10 protein-coding genes, 2 pseudogenes and 1 riboswitch are annotated in these 13,736 nt (G+C 60.0%); of the genes and pseudogenes, 3 read left to right on the forward strand and 9 right to left on the reverse strand.

All coding sequences use genetic code 11. The annotated features are described in order from the left end of the window. Positions 1-309: 309 nt before the first annotated feature. Entirely contained in the window at positions 310-1,644 is a 1,335-nt protein-coding gene (gene hemN, locus AC0L15_RS24275) for an oxygen-independent coproporphyrinogen III oxidase (protein WP_473497325.1), read from the reverse strand. Positions 1,645-1,845: 201 nt separating this feature from the next. After that, positions 1,846-2,313, reverse strand: a complete 468-nt coding sequence (locus AC0L15_RS24280; protein ID WP_473497327.1) for a Ros/MucR family transcriptional regulator — start codon at positions 2,311-2,313, stop codon at positions 1,846-1,848. A gap of 540 nt (positions 2,314-2,853) precedes the next feature. Here AC0L15_RS24280 and AC0L15_RS24285 point away from each other — a divergent pair. Next, positions 2,854-3,891, forward strand: coding sequence for a cytochrome-c peroxidase (locus AC0L15_RS24285; protein WP_473497329.1), 1,038 nt, complete (start codon positions 2,854-2,856; stop codon positions 3,889-3,891). 213 nt (positions 3,892-4,104) lie between these two features. On the opposite strand, the gene tdh is transcribed toward AC0L15_RS24285, so the two are convergent. From tdh to AC0L15_RS24320, 7 genes and pseudogenes are all read right to left on the reverse strand, one after another. After that, a complete protein-coding gene (gene tdh, locus AC0L15_RS24290) occupies positions 4,105-5,157 on the reverse strand; it encodes an L-threonine 3-dehydrogenase (RefSeq protein WP_473497331.1) in 1,053 nt (350 codons plus the stop codon). Between the two features lie 232 nt (positions 5,158-5,389). Next, positions 5,390-5,632: a hypothetical protein gene (locus AC0L15_RS24295; protein ID WP_473497333.1), complete on the reverse strand. Its 243-nt coding sequence runs from the start codon at positions 5,630-5,632 to the stop codon at positions 5,390-5,392. Between the two features lie 174 nt (positions 5,633-5,806). Beyond that, positions 5,807-8,175 (reverse strand): annotated as a pseudogene (gene metE / locus AC0L15_RS24300) (5-methyltetrahydropteroyltriglutamate--homocysteine S-methyltransferase). A gap of 91 nt (positions 8,176-8,266) precedes the next feature. After that, a riboswitch (cobalamin riboswitch) is annotated at positions 8,267-8,468 on the reverse strand. A gap of 381 nt (positions 8,469-8,849) precedes the next feature. Further along, positions 8,850-9,842: an adenosine kinase gene (locus tag AC0L15_RS24305; RefSeq protein WP_473497335.1), complete on the reverse strand. Its 993-nt coding sequence runs from the start codon at positions 9,840-9,842 to the stop codon at positions 8,850-8,852. Between the two features lie 111 nt (positions 9,843-9,953). Then, a complete protein-coding gene (metK, locus tag AC0L15_RS24310) occupies positions 9,954-11,129 on the reverse strand; it encodes a methionine adenosyltransferase (protein ID WP_473497337.1) in 1,176 nt (391 codons plus the stop codon). A gap of 54 nt (positions 11,130-11,183) precedes the next feature. Further along, positions 11,184-12,521, reverse strand: coding sequence for a serine hydroxymethyltransferase (locus tag AC0L15_RS24315; RefSeq protein WP_473497338.1), 1,338 nt, complete (start codon positions 12,519-12,521; stop codon positions 11,184-11,186). 30 nt (positions 12,522-12,551) lie between these two features. Further along, positions 12,552-12,902, reverse strand: a complete 351-nt coding sequence (locus AC0L15_RS24320) for an ArsR/SmtB family transcription factor (protein ID WP_473497340.1) — start codon at positions 12,900-12,902, stop codon at positions 12,552-12,554. 281 nt (positions 12,903-13,183) lie between these two features. Here AC0L15_RS24320 and AC0L15_RS24325 point away from each other — a divergent pair, with 281 nt between their 5' ends. Continuing rightward, positions 13,184-13,387, forward strand: a complete 204-nt coding sequence (locus AC0L15_RS24325; RefSeq protein ID WP_473497341.1) for a hypothetical protein — start codon at positions 13,184-13,186, stop codon at positions 13,385-13,387. A gap of 77 nt (positions 13,388-13,464) precedes the next feature. Further along, positions 13,465-13,680 (forward strand): annotated as a pseudogene (locus tag AC0L15_RS24330) (type IV toxin-antitoxin system AbiEi family antitoxin domain-containing protein); the annotation flags it as partial. Between the last annotated feature and the right edge of the window lie 56 nt (positions 13,681-13,736).

Below are 13,736 nucleotides of genomic sequence, written 5' to 3' on the forward strand. Positions count from 1 at the left end.
TGATGCGATGTACCCGTAATGCGCGAGCCATGGACGAGATAATCGCGCCGACGATCGTGTCGTTCCCGTCAGTTTCTTGCCTGCGAAACGAGTATTCATAGGCACAGATGTCGACCGGCCGGGCATCTCACAAAACCAGTGACCGTTGTATGGCTGTGACGCGTTGTGGGCGGCACGCTCGTCCATTCGGGAAGGTCCAACACTTCAATCCGCACAGGGGCGCCGTGACCGGGGCCTGCGGCATTTTTACGAGCGTGCCGTTTGGCAAGAGCTTATCGCTTTGGCGCCCCTCACGCTGCTTGGCTGTGCTTATGGGACAACCCGGTCGAGAAAAGCATCGAATGCGGCCGCAACAGCGCGAATCACGAAGCGATGCTCCTGCCGCACCCGGATGAGACCGTTTTCGATGTCCACTACCCCGTCCTCGGCCAGCTTCGCCAGGCGTTCAGTTGAATCGAGAAAGCGGATTGGATCGAATCCATAGGCCGCACAGATTGCCGGCACATCGGCCTCCAAATCGCACATCAGCCGCTCGATGATTGCGGCTCGCACGCGGTCTTCGTCTGTGAGCCGGTAGCCTTTTGACGTCGCCAGACGGCCACCTGCTATGTGCCGGCTGTAGGACTCGTGTGTCACCTCGTTCTGGACGTAACCATCGCCGACCCGCCCGATAGCCGACGCGCCGAAACCGATCACGGTTTTGCAGGTGTCGGCCGAGTAACCCAGCGAGTTACGGCGTAGCCGACCGCGGGTCTGCGCCAGCGTAAGTTCGTCGTCCGGCAAGGCGAAATGGTCGAGGCCGATCTCTCGGTAGCCGGCCGCAAGCAGCGTATCTGCCACGGCCGCAGCCTGTTCGGCGAGGGCGACGCTGTCCGGCAGAGCAGTCTTCTCGATCAGGCGCTGATTCTTGATCATCGATGGAATATGCGCGTAGCCGAACACCGCAAGCCGGTTGGGACGCATGGCGGCGGTTGCCGCCGCAGTCTGGACGCAGGACTCTACCGTCTGATTCGGGAGACCGAACATGAGATCGACGTTGATGCCGCTTACTCCATGCTGGCGCAGCTCTTCGACGGCAGCGGCCGTCTGCGCCTCGCTCTGGACCCGGTTGATCGCTTTTTGAACAATTGGATCAAAACTCTGCACCCCGAGACTCGCGCGGCTCACATTGGCTGCTCCCAGTGCCTCGGCGATCTCGCGGGTGAACGTGCGCGGGTCAATTTCGACGGCGATCTTAGCGGGCTCCCTGAACACGAAGCGGCGGCGCAGGAGTTCAATCATGGCCAAGAATTCCGCTGCCCCGATCAGGGTCGGGGTTCCACCGCCGAAATGCACGTCGTTCACGACGAGCCTCTGCTGCACTTGCTCCGAGACCAAACGGATCTCGTCACGCAGAACGGCCACATAGTCGAGGATCGGACCCTGATTGCGGGCAATCGTGGTCGGAAAGCCGCAATACCAGCAAATCGATCGGCAGAACGGAATGTGGAGATAGAGCGACACCGGATCGTCAGCCGGCAGACCTCTTAGCCATTCCTCATAGCTTTCGGCGCCGACCGCTGCGGAGAACTCCGGCACAGTCGGATAGATGGTGTACCAAGGCAGGAGAGCCTCGCGATGTTTTGTCAGGATAGAAGTCTGCAACAGTTTCCCTCCCAAGTTGATAACTGTCCTCCTTTTACCCCTGCGATCTCCTGTGTCTCTGCGCTATGTCAATTCCATTCCGCTTCGCGCCGTGTAATCACACCGTGCAAGGAAAAGGCGGGATTTGATCCCGCCTTTCGATGTTTCGCTCACATCATGCCGATCGAGCCGCCAGCCCCACAGCGGGTCTGGATGAGGAAGTCACGCTGGTACCTTCTTTCTGGACCGCTTCTCCGGCGCCGAGACTTCAGGCTCTTTCGGTTTGCGGCCGAGTCCCATTGTCTTGGCCAGGGCAGAGCGCGCAGCCGCGTAGTTCGGCGCGACCATGGGATAGTCCGCCGGCAGACCCCATTTGGCGCGATATTCATTAGGGCTCAGCCCGTAATGGGTCGACAGATGACGCTTTAGCGATTTGAATTTCTTGCCGTCCTCAAGGGAGACAATGTAGTCCGGCGTCACCGATTTTCTGATCGAGACCGCCGGCGTCAACACCGTCGGCTCTTGTGCCGAGACGCAACCGGCCGCCGTGCCCTTCAAAGCTTCGTGCACTTGGCCGATCAGGGCTGAAAGGTCCCCCACCGGAACGGGATTGTTGGAAACATAGGCTGAGACAACATCTGTGGTAAGCTGGATGAGGTTGTCGATGTTTTTGAAGTCTTCTTCTGGCATGAAACTCTCCGGTGGATTGGTCTGCGGAGCGTCGCTTCTAGTGGTGATTTCCGGTGAAAGCAACAAATGTCACGACAGGATTGTTCGTTGCTCGTCAAAGATTGAGGTCTATAGGACCACATCACGCGGTCGTGACACTGATCTGCCTGGTAGTCGCTGTCCCATAACTGCGCCAGTGTCCGCCTTTCCGTTCCGATCTCGTCTGGTTTGAATTGCAAAAGGAAGACGCAGAAAGCTTGTAAAGCACCATGAGCCGTGCACTCGCAGGGGCAGAAAACCTTGCGCGTATGAACAGGTTGGCGTTGCGGCAGCATGTGGCGATAGGCCACGGAACCGACCAAACCCTCAGGCGAACAACAGCGATTGCGCGGCCCACCAAAGGAATCCGCCGTCGGGCGATTGATACACCGCAGTTACTGTTTCCGCCGCTCGATTGGCTTGGTCGGCAGGCACGATTCCCTCGATCCGCTGATCTAGCGCAGGGCGTTTGCAAGCCGCATGTGGAGAATGGTCTCCGTGCACATCGTAAGGACTCCATTTATGAAAATTCTATTCCCTGCGGTGGCTGTTGCGCTTGTGGCAGCCACAGCTTTTGCTGCGCAGTCCATTCCGCCAGACCTCAGAGAAACGGCACTGGCCACCTTCAAGCCCTTGCCATTCACGCCGGCGCTCGCCAACAACCCGAGCACGCCCGAGAAGATTGCCCTCGGCAATGCACTGTTCTTCGATCCACGCCTCTCGTCCTCAGGCGTTTTCTCCTGCAACTCGTGCCACAACCTGGCCACCGGGGGCGACGACAATCGTGAAACTTCGATTGGCCATGGTTGGCAGAAGGGGCAGCGCAACGCGCCGACGGTGTTTAACTCTGTCTTCAACAAATCACAGTTTTGGGACGGTCGCGCCGAAGACCTGAAAGCTCAGGCCAAAGGGCCGATACAGGCCGGTGTCGAAATGGCCAACACACCGCATCGAGTGGTCGAGACGTTCAAATCGATGCCGCAATATGTGGAGTTGTTCCATTCAGCTTTCCCGGAGCAAGCAGATCCCGTCACCCTCGAAAACGTAGTCAATGCACTCGCAGCCTACGAGGGGACACTGGTCACGCCGGCCCCCTTCGACGCCTACCTCAATGGCGATGACACCGCCATCGGTTCCGAAGCGAAACAGGGCCTGGCCCTTTTTTTGGAAAAGGGCTGCTCGTCCTGCCATTCCGGCGTCAATATTGGTGGGGAAGGCTATTACCCATTCGGCCTCGTAGAGAAGCCTAGCGCCGACATTCTGCCGGAGAACGACAAGGGACGATTTGCCGTCACCAATGTACCAGAGGATTCCTATGTTTTCCGCGTGCCGTCGCTGCGCAACGTAGCAATCACCGCGCCATACTTTCATTCGGGCAAGGTCTGGGACCTGAGAGAGACCGTCGCTATCATGGGCACCACCCAGCTTGGCCAAGAGCTAACGCAAATCGAAATCGATCGGATCGTTGCCTTCCTTCATTCGCTGACCGGAAAGCGACCGGAGATCACATATCCCATCTTACCGACTGAAACGCCCACAACACCTCGGCCTCGATCCTAGGCAGTGGGAAAGCAGACGATCGCGGCGGGCCTGTGAGCATTTCCTTGCCCGATCTGGGCGAATTGCCACGAGCGTCGCCGATTTGGCCGCGATACGTCGCCGACGATTGAGCGGCGCACGTCGGGGGAGGACCCACTGCTTTTGCACAGCGATGCCCCTCGCGCGGAGATCGACGGCAGCCAGGGTGGCGTTCCCGTCAGCACCTCCGCAAAGTCACATCGACCAGTCGCCCTGCCAGTCCATCACCACCTTGCCCGAGCTGCCGCTGCGCATCGCGTCGAAGCCTACTTGAAAATCAGCAATGCCGATGCGGTGCGTGATCAGGCCGCTGACATCGAGCGGGCCCTGCACCAGCGCGATCATCTTGTACCAGGTTTCGAACATCTCGCGGCCATAGATGCCCTTGAGATGCAACATCTTGAAGATGACCTTGTTCCAGTCGATCTCGAAGCCGGTCGGCGCGATGCCCAAAATGGCGATCTTGCCGCCATTGTTCATGGCGTCGATCATGTCGCGGAAGGCGGGTGCGGCGCCCGACATTTCGAGGCCGACGTCAAAGCCTTCAGTCATGCCGAGCGCCGGCATGACGTCGCGCAGCTTTTCCTTCGATGCATCGACAACGTGCTGGACGCGGAGCTTTTTCGCCAGCGCCAGCCGCACCGGGTTGATGTCGGTGATGACCACTTTTCGCGCGCCGACGCACTGCGCCACCAGCGCACCCATGATGCCGATCGGCCCGGCGCCGGTGACCAGCACGTCCTCGCCGACCAGATCAAAGGACAGTGCGGTGTGGACCGCATTGCCCAGCGGATCGAAGATCGCGGCGATCTCGTCGGGCACATCGTCGGGGATCGGCACGACGTTGTGCTGCGGGATCGCCAGATATTCACCGAAGGCGCCGGGCCGGTTGACGCCGACGCCGAGCGTGTTGCGGCACAGATGCCCCCTGCCCGCCCGGCAATTGCGGCAATGGCCGCAGACGATGTGGCCTTCGCCCGAAACGCGCTGGCCGATCTTGTACTCGGTGACTGCCGCGCCGAAGTCGGCGACCGTGCCGACGAATTCGTGGCCGGTCACCATCGGTACCGGCACGGTCTTCTGCGCCCACTGGTCCCAATTGTAGATGTGGACGTCGGTACCGCAGATCGCGGTCTTCTTGATCTTGATCAGAACGTCGTTCGGGCCGATTTCCGGCACCGGCACTTCTTCCATCCAGATGCCCGGCTCGGCCTTGGCCTTGACCAGCGCCTTCATCATGTTCGACATCAGATGCTCCTTACACCTTGGTTGGTTCTACTCCTCGCCGCTCCTCCGGTAGCCTAAACAACGGAAAGGTAGGCTCGGAGAGCACATCCTGAGATCTTTGGATCGATCGTAATGTTGGCGGCTGCCTTTGTGTCGAGCAACACTTCACCGCGACCCGTGCGCGTGAAAACCTGTTCCAGCGAACCTTAGCGGAAGCGGAGCAAGCGCCATGCCAGATGCAGCCAAGTTTCAATCAAGCGATGAGGAATGGTCGCAGCTTGCGGTTAGGCGGTATTGCTATTTTGTCGATGTCCGCCACATGCGACCGATGCTCTCGATGGTCGACCTCGCCGCCGATATCTCGATGTGCCGGTGCACCGGCGGCATCCGCAAGCGTTCGCCCCTCGGTGAAGTGTCTGTTGACCGCTGGCTGTGTGAGAGGCTGAAGCTCATGGACAAAGCCGCCTTCCCCCATTTCGTGATCGAAGTCATTCATCCTGCGGACCAGAGTGCGAGCAAATCCTGCCCCGCCGCTGAGCCGTCGTGCCGACCTTCGGCTGGACAACAAGGGTGGGGACTCGCACGCGTCGACCGACCTCTTCGCGGCTTTTCGATGCCGTCCTTTCTGCCTCAAATTATCCGCGAAGCCCGCGGGTCACATGTTTGCCCGTCACAGTGGCCCAGCGGCCTGCGCCTGCACTTTCTCCCGCAATGCGCATGCTGCAGCGACCATGTTGATGAGGGCAGGGCGGACCTCCTCCCATTTCCTTGTTTTGAGGCCACAGTCCGGATTCACCCACAATTGGCCGTCCGACAGTCGCTCGCGGGCAAGTTGGGCGAGATGCAAAATCTCGCCAATCTCCGGGACACGTGGTGAGTGAATGTCGTAGACGCCAGGACCGATTTCGTTCGGATATTTTGACTTCGTGAAGGCGTCCAGCAGTTCCATTTTGGAGCGCGACGTCTCGATCGAAATGACGTCCGCGTCCAGTTCAGCGATCGAGTCGATGATCTCATTGAACTCAGAATAGCACATGTGGGTGTGAATTTGGGTCGCGTCCTCTACGCCCGTCGAAGCGATCCGGAAGCATTCGACAGCCCAGCCGAGATAATGTTTCCAGTCGGACTTCCGCAGGGGCAAGCCTTCGCGAAACGCGGCCTCATCGATCTGGATCACCCTTGCGCCAGCTCTTTCAAGGTCAGCCACTTCATCGCGGATGGCAAGTGCGATCTGGCAGCAGGCCTCGGCGCGGGGTACGTCGTCGCGAACAAAAGACCAGTTAAGAATCGTCACTGGGCCTGTGAGCATGCCCTTCATTGGCTTTTTCGTCAGCGACTGGGCAAATTGCCACCAGAGAACCGTCATCGGATTGGGCCGCGATACGTCGCCGAAGATGATGGGAGGGCGCACGAGCCGGGAGCCGTAACTTTGCACCCAGCCATGCTGGGTGAAGGCGAGGCCGGACAGCTGCTCGCCGAAATGCTGCACCATGTCGTTGCGTTCAAACTCGCCATGTACCAGCACGTCCAACCCGATCTCCTCCTGCCAACGGACCGCCGCCTCGGTCTCCTTCTTCAGGAAGGCCTGGTAGTCGATATAGCTCAGCCGGCCCTTCGCATGGGCGGAGCGCGCCCTGCGCACCTCGGGCGTCTGCGGGAAGGACCCGATGGTCGTCGTGGGGAACGGCGGCAGGCCGAGCGTGTCGGCCTGGATTCTCGAGCGCTTGGCAAATGCGCTCTTTCGTTGCTTCATGACGCTGTCAATGCTGCTAACGCGCCCGTGGACGAGCGGATCATGGACCTTTGCAGACATTGCGCGCGCGGCGGCCGCCTCTTCAGAACCCTTCAGCGCGCCTGCTACGGCCTCCCTGCCTTCGGACAAGGCTTGGGCCAGCACGAGCAGCTCTTCAGTCTTCTGGGCGGCGAATGCCAGCCACGAACGGAGGTCTACATCGAGCGCGGTCTCCATCCGCAGGTCCATCGGCACATGAAGCATCGAGCAGGAAGGCGCAATCTCGACGCGATCCAGCGGCCACCCGGCAACGACCGGCTTGATGCGGTCGAGAATGGCAGCCAGGTTCGCGCGCCAGACGTTGCGGCCGTCGATCAGGCCAAGTGAGAGCACCAGATCCTTCGGTGCGAGCCGACCAACCGTCTCCAACTGCTCGGGAGCGCGCACGAGGTCGAGATGCAGGCCCGCCAGGCGCAGCGAAAGCGCGGTCTCGAGATTGTTTCCCAGCGGCCCGAAATAGGTAGCCAGCATAATTTTCAACTTGGGCGCGGCTTTCGACAGCTGCCCATAGGCGAATTCGAAGGCAGCTCGTTCGTTCGGGTTAAGATCGAGCACAAGGGCCGGCTCATCAATCTGCACCCAGTCGGCCCCCGAGAGATCCAGCCTCTGCAGGAGTTGCTCGTAGACGGGTAGCAGGCGCGGTAGGAGCGCTATGGGATTGAAGCCCTGGTCGGGAGACTTCGCCAGCTTGAGGAAGGTCACCGGTCCAAGGATGACCGGGCGTGTATGGATGCCGAGCTCTTTTGCCTCCAGAAAGTGATCGACTGGTTTCGCCGACGAGAGGGCGAATGTCTGATCGTCGCCCAGCTCCGGCACATGTAGTGGTAGTTAGTGTCGAACCATTTGGTCATTTCCATCGCGGTTACGCGCTGCCCCTGAACTGCATGCCCGTGACTGGCGTGTCCACAACCCGCAGTATCGCCTTGCGTCCCGCGCGCTATCGCGAAGTAGATGTCAAGCGGGACCTCGCCGCCCGTCCAGCCGTAACGAGCTGGCACGGCGCCGACCATTGCTGCGGTGTCGAGCACATGGTCATACAGTGAGAAATCGTTCGACGGGATTTTCGACACGCCGCGGTCGTGCTGCTCGCTCCAGCTGGCGGCACGCAGTGCCTTGGCCATCGACACTAGGTTGGCAGCAGACGATTTTCCGGACCAGTAGCTTTCGAGCGCGAATTTCAGTTCTCGCCGGCGACCGATACGCGGCACGCCAAGCGTTGCTATGGGAACTTGCTGGGAGACATTCATTCCATACCCCGATGGTTGGGGCGGGGACAAGGAAGGCGCTAGCAGGCCGGCATCAACGCCGAGCTGCCGCGGCCACCAGACACCCCGCCCGTGGACGTTGTTGGCCGTGGCAGGTCTCCTGGCTCGCGGGTCACAGCCTCTGCCCCGTCTTCCCGGGGCAGTTCGCCCTAGTGACATTGGTGGGTTTGGCTCGCCGCTTACAGTTGCGGGGGGCAGCGCCGGCATTGCACCGGCTTCCCTCTTAGCTCCGCTACGGCAACGCCTTGCGGAGAACCACGACACCCAGACAATCGCAGCGGCCCGCTTTGTTGTCAATGCCGTATAAAGAAATGTTTATGTCTTTATGTGAAATTGTTCGTTTGCGGCGTGTTCTCAAGTCGCAGGTCGCGGTAGAGCTGAGCCGTTTGCGCCACTCTCCGGGCTTGTGCCTCGCCGCTCGGGCAATCTGCCGGTGACACGATCCCGGCTCAAAAACGACTTCGTCAAAAACACGTTTTGGCCATCATGATCGGCGGCAGTACTGGCCGAAGTGCGACAACGTTCCTGAGCCTGCAAAATTGAAATTTGGAGAAAACCGCCATCCTTCACGGACGGGCACGCGACATTTCAATGTGTACGCGCTTGTCTGGACAGCCTCACAAAGGGCGCTGGCAGCACCTCGCTGAAACACCGCCCTACAACAATCCCGCCTGCTCAGCCTCGCGGCGCAGATTCTGCCGCGGCCTGGGGCCGATCTGCTGGATCACCAGTCCGGCCGCCAGGGAGCCAAGGTCGCCGCAGGTCTGCAGGTCGCGGCTTTGCGTGTAGCCATGCAGGAAGCCGGCGGCATAGAGATCGCCGGCACCCGTCGTGTCGACCAGTTCCTTGATGGCGATCGCCTTGATCACCACGGTCTCGTCGCCGCGCACGATCACCGAACCTTTTTCCGAGCGGGTCACGGCGGCGATGCGGCAATCCTTGCGGATCTGCGCCAGCGCCTCGTCGAACAACGCCGTCTGGTAGAGCGACTTGATCTCGTGGCTGTTGGCAAAGACGATATCGACCGTGCCCGAACGCATCAGGTCGAGGAATTCGTCGCGGTAGCGGTCGACGCAGAACGAATCCGACAATGTCATCGACACTTCGCGCCCGGCTGCATGGGCGAGCTTCGCCGTCTGCCGGAACGCTTCCTTGGCGCGCGGCGGGTCCCACAGATATCCCTCGAAATAGGTGACGGCGGCGCCAGACGCCTTGTCCGCTTCGACATCCTCAGGACCGAGCTCGACGCAAGCGCCGAGATAGGTGTTCGTCGAGCGCTCGCCGTCCGGCGTGACGAAGATCATCGAGCGCGCCGTTGGCGGTTCGCCTTTGAGCGGCCTGGTGTCGAAGGCGACGCCCTGCGCGTGCATGTCATGGGCGTAGATTTCGCCGAGCGTGTCGTTCGAGACCTTGCCGAAGAAGGCGGCGCGGCCGCCGAAGCTGGCGACGCCCGCCGCCGTGTTGCCGGCGCTGCCGCCGGAGGCTTCGATGGCCGGGCCCATGCGGCTGTAGAGCAGCTCGGCGCGCCTCGTATCGATCAAATTCATCGCGCCCTTGATGATGCCGTTCGTCTCAAGGAATGCCTCGTCGCACTGGGCGATGATGTCGACAATGGCATTACCGATACAAAGCACGTCATAGTTCGGCATCAATCATGTCTCCGCCAAAAACCCAAGCCAGCTTCTCGCCACGCCGGGGCCGGCCTGTTTTTGGCGAATGTGAAATGGTCGCCCTATGCCGACGCATCCAATACCGGCGCATCACGCAGCTGCCGGTCCTGCCTCACGCAACAGGTCGTCGGCTCTGTCCGTCTTTTCCCAGGTGAACTCCGGCTCTTCGCGGCCGAAGTGTCCGTATGTCGCGGTCTTGCGGTAAATCGGCCGTAGGAGATCAAGCGCCTTGATGATGCCTTTCGGCCGGAGATCGAAAAGCTCAAGGACGGCGCGCTCGATTCTTTTTTCATCAATCTTTGCGGTTCCGAATGTATTGACGAGGACAGAGACCGGCGCGGCCACACCGATCGCATAAGCAAGCTGAACCTCGCACACCTCCGCAAGTCCGCTGGCAACGACGTTTTTTGCGACGTACCGCGCCGCATAGGCGGCCGACCGATCAACCTTGGACGGGTCCTTGCCCGAAAAGGCACCACCGCCGTGACGCCCCATCCCGCCGTAGGAATCGACGATGATCTTGCGGCCGGTCAGCCCGCAATCGCCGCGCGGCCCACCGACCACGAACCGGCCTGTTGGATTGACCAGGAACCTTATCCCCGTGGTGTCAAGATCGTGGGGCAAGACCGGCCTTATGATCTCCTCAATGACGCCTTCGCGGACCGTGGTTTGAGACACCTCCTCGTCATGCTGCGTCGACAGGACTATGGTATCAATCGCTACCGGGCGCAAACCCTCGTAGCGGACGGACACCTGAGATTTCACGTCCGGGCGAAGCCAGCCAAGGCGTCCGGTTTGGCGCACCTCTGCCTGTTTTTTTGTCAAATCGTGAGCAAGCTGGATTGGCAACGGCATCAATGTTTCGGTCTCGTTGCATGCGTACCCGAACATGAGGCCCTGATCCCCGGCTCCCTGCTCGAGATCCTGCCCTCGTCCCTCGTCGACGCCCTGGCTGATGTCTGGCGACTGCTCGGTCAGGGCCAAGATCACGGCGCAACGCCGGCCGTCAAAGCCGATCGCATCGTCGTCATATCCAATGTCCAAGATGATATCGCGGGCAACTTGGCTGTAGTCGATCTGCGCGTGGCTGGTGATCTCGCCAGCCAGAACGACCATCCCTGACTTCACCAACGCTTCACAAGCGACACGAGCCTTAGGATCCTTGCGAAGGATCGCATCGAGGACGCCATCTGAGATATTGTCGGCCATCTTGTCGGGATGTCCCGCGCCGACGGATTCGGAAGAGAACACGAATTGTCTGGTCATGAAATGTCCTCGCTTCAAACGTTGGAATTGGATGTGACAGTCGATCCGGCCGTCTTACCTGTCGGAGATGCCAGGCACGTCGAACGCAGCGCAGAAGTCGGCAACGTCTCTGCGCACTCTGGCATGCACGTCCGAATCATCGGGCTGGCGACAGACCAGGTCGATGAAAGCGGCAATCTGCACCATTTCCGCTTCGCGCATGCCCACAGACGTCACTGCTGGCGTGCCTAAGCGTATGCCGCTGGTGAGCGCGGGATGGCGCCGGTCGCCCGGCACCATGTTGAAATTCGTAATGATACCTGCTTGCGACAAGCGCTCGGCATAGGCTTTCCCAGACAGCGGCCGGTCCCTAAGATCAAGGATCAGCATGTGATTGTCAGTGCCCCCCGTGACGAGTCCATAACCTCGCTCAAGAAGGGCCTGGGCCAGAGCCTTGGCGTTGTTGACGATCTGCTGACCGTACACACGGAAGGATGCATTCCCTGCTTCGTGCAGAGCGACAGCTAGCGCGGCAATCGTATTCATGTGCGGTCCGCCCTGGAGGAGAGGGAACACGGCACGGTCTATGCGTTTGGCCAGATTGTGTTTGCTCTTGGAATGGTAGAGCGCCTGATAGCGGTCTTCATTCCTTGACAAGATGAAGCCACCGCGGGGGCCGCGGATCGATTTGTGAGAGGTGCTGGTGACAACATCGCAATGGCCAACGGGATTCGGATGCACTCCTGCGACAATGAGGCCGCTGATGTGGGCGATGTCGGCTACCAGATAGGAGTTCACCTCCGAAGCAATGTCGGCCATTGCCTCATAGTTAAAGATGCGTGGATAAGCAGTTCCGCCGACCCAAATGAGCTTCGGTCGTTCGCGTTTGGCCGTCTCGCGCAAGCGGTCATGGTCGATCTGCTGCGTCTTTTCGTGCAGCCCGTACGGAACTCGCTGATAGTCAGTGCCCGAGAAGTTGACGGCCCAACCGTGCGTCAGATGCCCCCCGCCGGGGAGGGTCAAGCCCATCATCTTGTCTCCCGGACACAACAGCGCTCGACAGACAGCCTGATTGGCCGGCGAGCCGGAATAAGGCTGCACGTTGGCGTGTTCACAGCCGAACAGCGCCTTCAATCGCTCGATGGCGAGATTCTCAAGCTCATCGACAATCTCGTTTCCGGCGTAGTAGCGCGCGCCGGGATATCCCTCGGCATACTTGTTGGTGAAAATAGACCCGGTCGCTTCCAGCACCGCGGAGGACGCGAAGTTCTCGGAGGCGATAAGTTTGAGGGTCGTCCGCTCCTGGCGCTCCTGTCTTAAAAGCAGCTCGTGAACGCGAGAATCTGCGACAGCCAGGTGAGGCCACTCGCAAGTGTCAAGCTCCGCGATGGCGCCGCCAGTCGAATTGTTCATATCAGCTTCGCGCTCCATTGGGACTAAGTTTCAGGACAAGCAGGCGGCCACCTTGGACCGCGCGCCCTGTATCGCCTCCAGGCGCTGTAGGTCTTGTCTGTGATGGCCATCGCCGTGGGGCAGGAGATCAACCAACAATTGAACCAAGCCGCCGTCCGAGCCTCCTGCTTCGAGGTGGTACGAAGGCCAGGGGCGATGTTCGTTGCCGAGAAGAAAGCCGGCTCTGGCGAGCTGGCGCACGTGTGCGACCACGTGCTCGCGAGACAGACTCAGAACTTCTGCTAGCTCGCAGACGGTCAGGTCCGCATGCGCACAAAGTCCCAGGATTCGAAGTCGATCAAGATGAGCCGCGGCCTTTAGGCGCCTGACCAGTGTCATCATCGGCCGGCACTCCTTGTATTGACTTCCTCCATTTGGCGTCCTCCCACTCTTTCAGAGGCAATCTTGCCGTCCGACGAGGTCAATACGCCCAACCGCATCGCAGATCTTTCCGATACGTCACGGTCTCGACCCGCAGCCCAAATGATAGGCTCAACGTACATATTCTCAGCGGTTTAGAGTGCTAAAAGTCCGCGATTTTCTTTGAAGGATCTGTTGCGACACGTGCATACCGGATGCGCCCCAGCACAACGGCGGCTGCGCGGTAAGGCCGGCTTGCGAAGATGCGGCGTACGGCCGAGGCCTTCATGCGCCGGTCGCCGCGCGATGGGACGCTCAGCATCGACGGGGATGAAATCCATCTTGTCCATGGCTCCGATCTCTATCCCGATGGACCACATCCCAAGGAAACCGATATCCTGCTCGAAGGCGCCGCCGTCCACGGCGAGCTCAAAGCATGGCTGCGGCGCAAGGCTCAATGCGGCTGACGATTGGCTTCCATTGATTCTCAACAAGTGATACAAATCCTCGGACTGTAACCCCTTAGTTCCTAGATTTCGTATCAATGCCAGAGCCCGCTCCCCAGCGCCAAATCGCCCACGCACTTCTGACAGTGCGCGGAATCGCGCGTCTCGCGGAGCTGCGCAACGCCGGCGTAACAGCGGCCACGATGAGTCGCATGGAACGGGATGGGGAGGTGCTCCGGCTCGCACGCGGCCTCTACCAGCTCTCCGATGCGCCGCTCGACGCTAATCATAGCCTAGTGTCCGTCCATAAACAGTAACTTTTCGAAGTATTCATTGTAGACGCCCATGTAGGTATAGGTATTTCCGACTG

Source organism: Mesorhizobium sp. WSM4846 (assembly GCF_055811415.1).

Coding starts and splice junctions, on each gene's coding strand:
- AC0L15_RS24325 (WP_473497341.1), top strand. CDS start 13,184: ATGCGGCGTACGGCCGAGGCCTTCATGCGCCGGTCGCCGCGCGATGGG.
- AC0L15_RS24315 (WP_473497338.1), bottom strand. CDS start 12,521: ATGAACAATTCGACTGGCGGCGCCATCGCGGAGCTTGACACTTGCGAG.
- AC0L15_RS24305 (WP_473497335.1), bottom strand. CDS start 9,842: ATGCCGAACTATGACGTGCTTTGTATCGGTAATGCCATTGTCGACATC.
- AC0L15_RS24295 (WP_473497333.1), bottom strand. CDS start 5,632: ATGAATGACTTCGATCACGAAATGGGGGAAGGCGGCTTTGTCCATGAG.
- AC0L15_RS24320 (WP_473497340.1), bottom strand. CDS start 12,902: ATGATGACACTGGTCAGGCGCCTAAAGGCCGCGGCTCATCTTGATCGA.
- AC0L15_RS24285 (WP_473497329.1), top strand. CDS start 2,854: ATGAAAATTCTATTCCCTGCGGTGGCTGTTGCGCTTGTGGCAGCCACA.
- AC0L15_RS24280 (WP_473497327.1), bottom strand. CDS start 2,313: ATGCCAGAAGAAGACTTCAAAAACATCGACAACCTCATCCAGCTTACC.
- tdh (WP_473497331.1), bottom strand. CDS start 5,157: ATGTCGAACATGATGAAGGCGCTGGTCAAGGCCAAGGCCGAGCCGGGC.
- metK (WP_473497337.1), bottom strand. CDS start 11,129: ATGACCAGACAATTCGTGTTCTCTTCCGAATCCGTCGGCGCGGGACAT.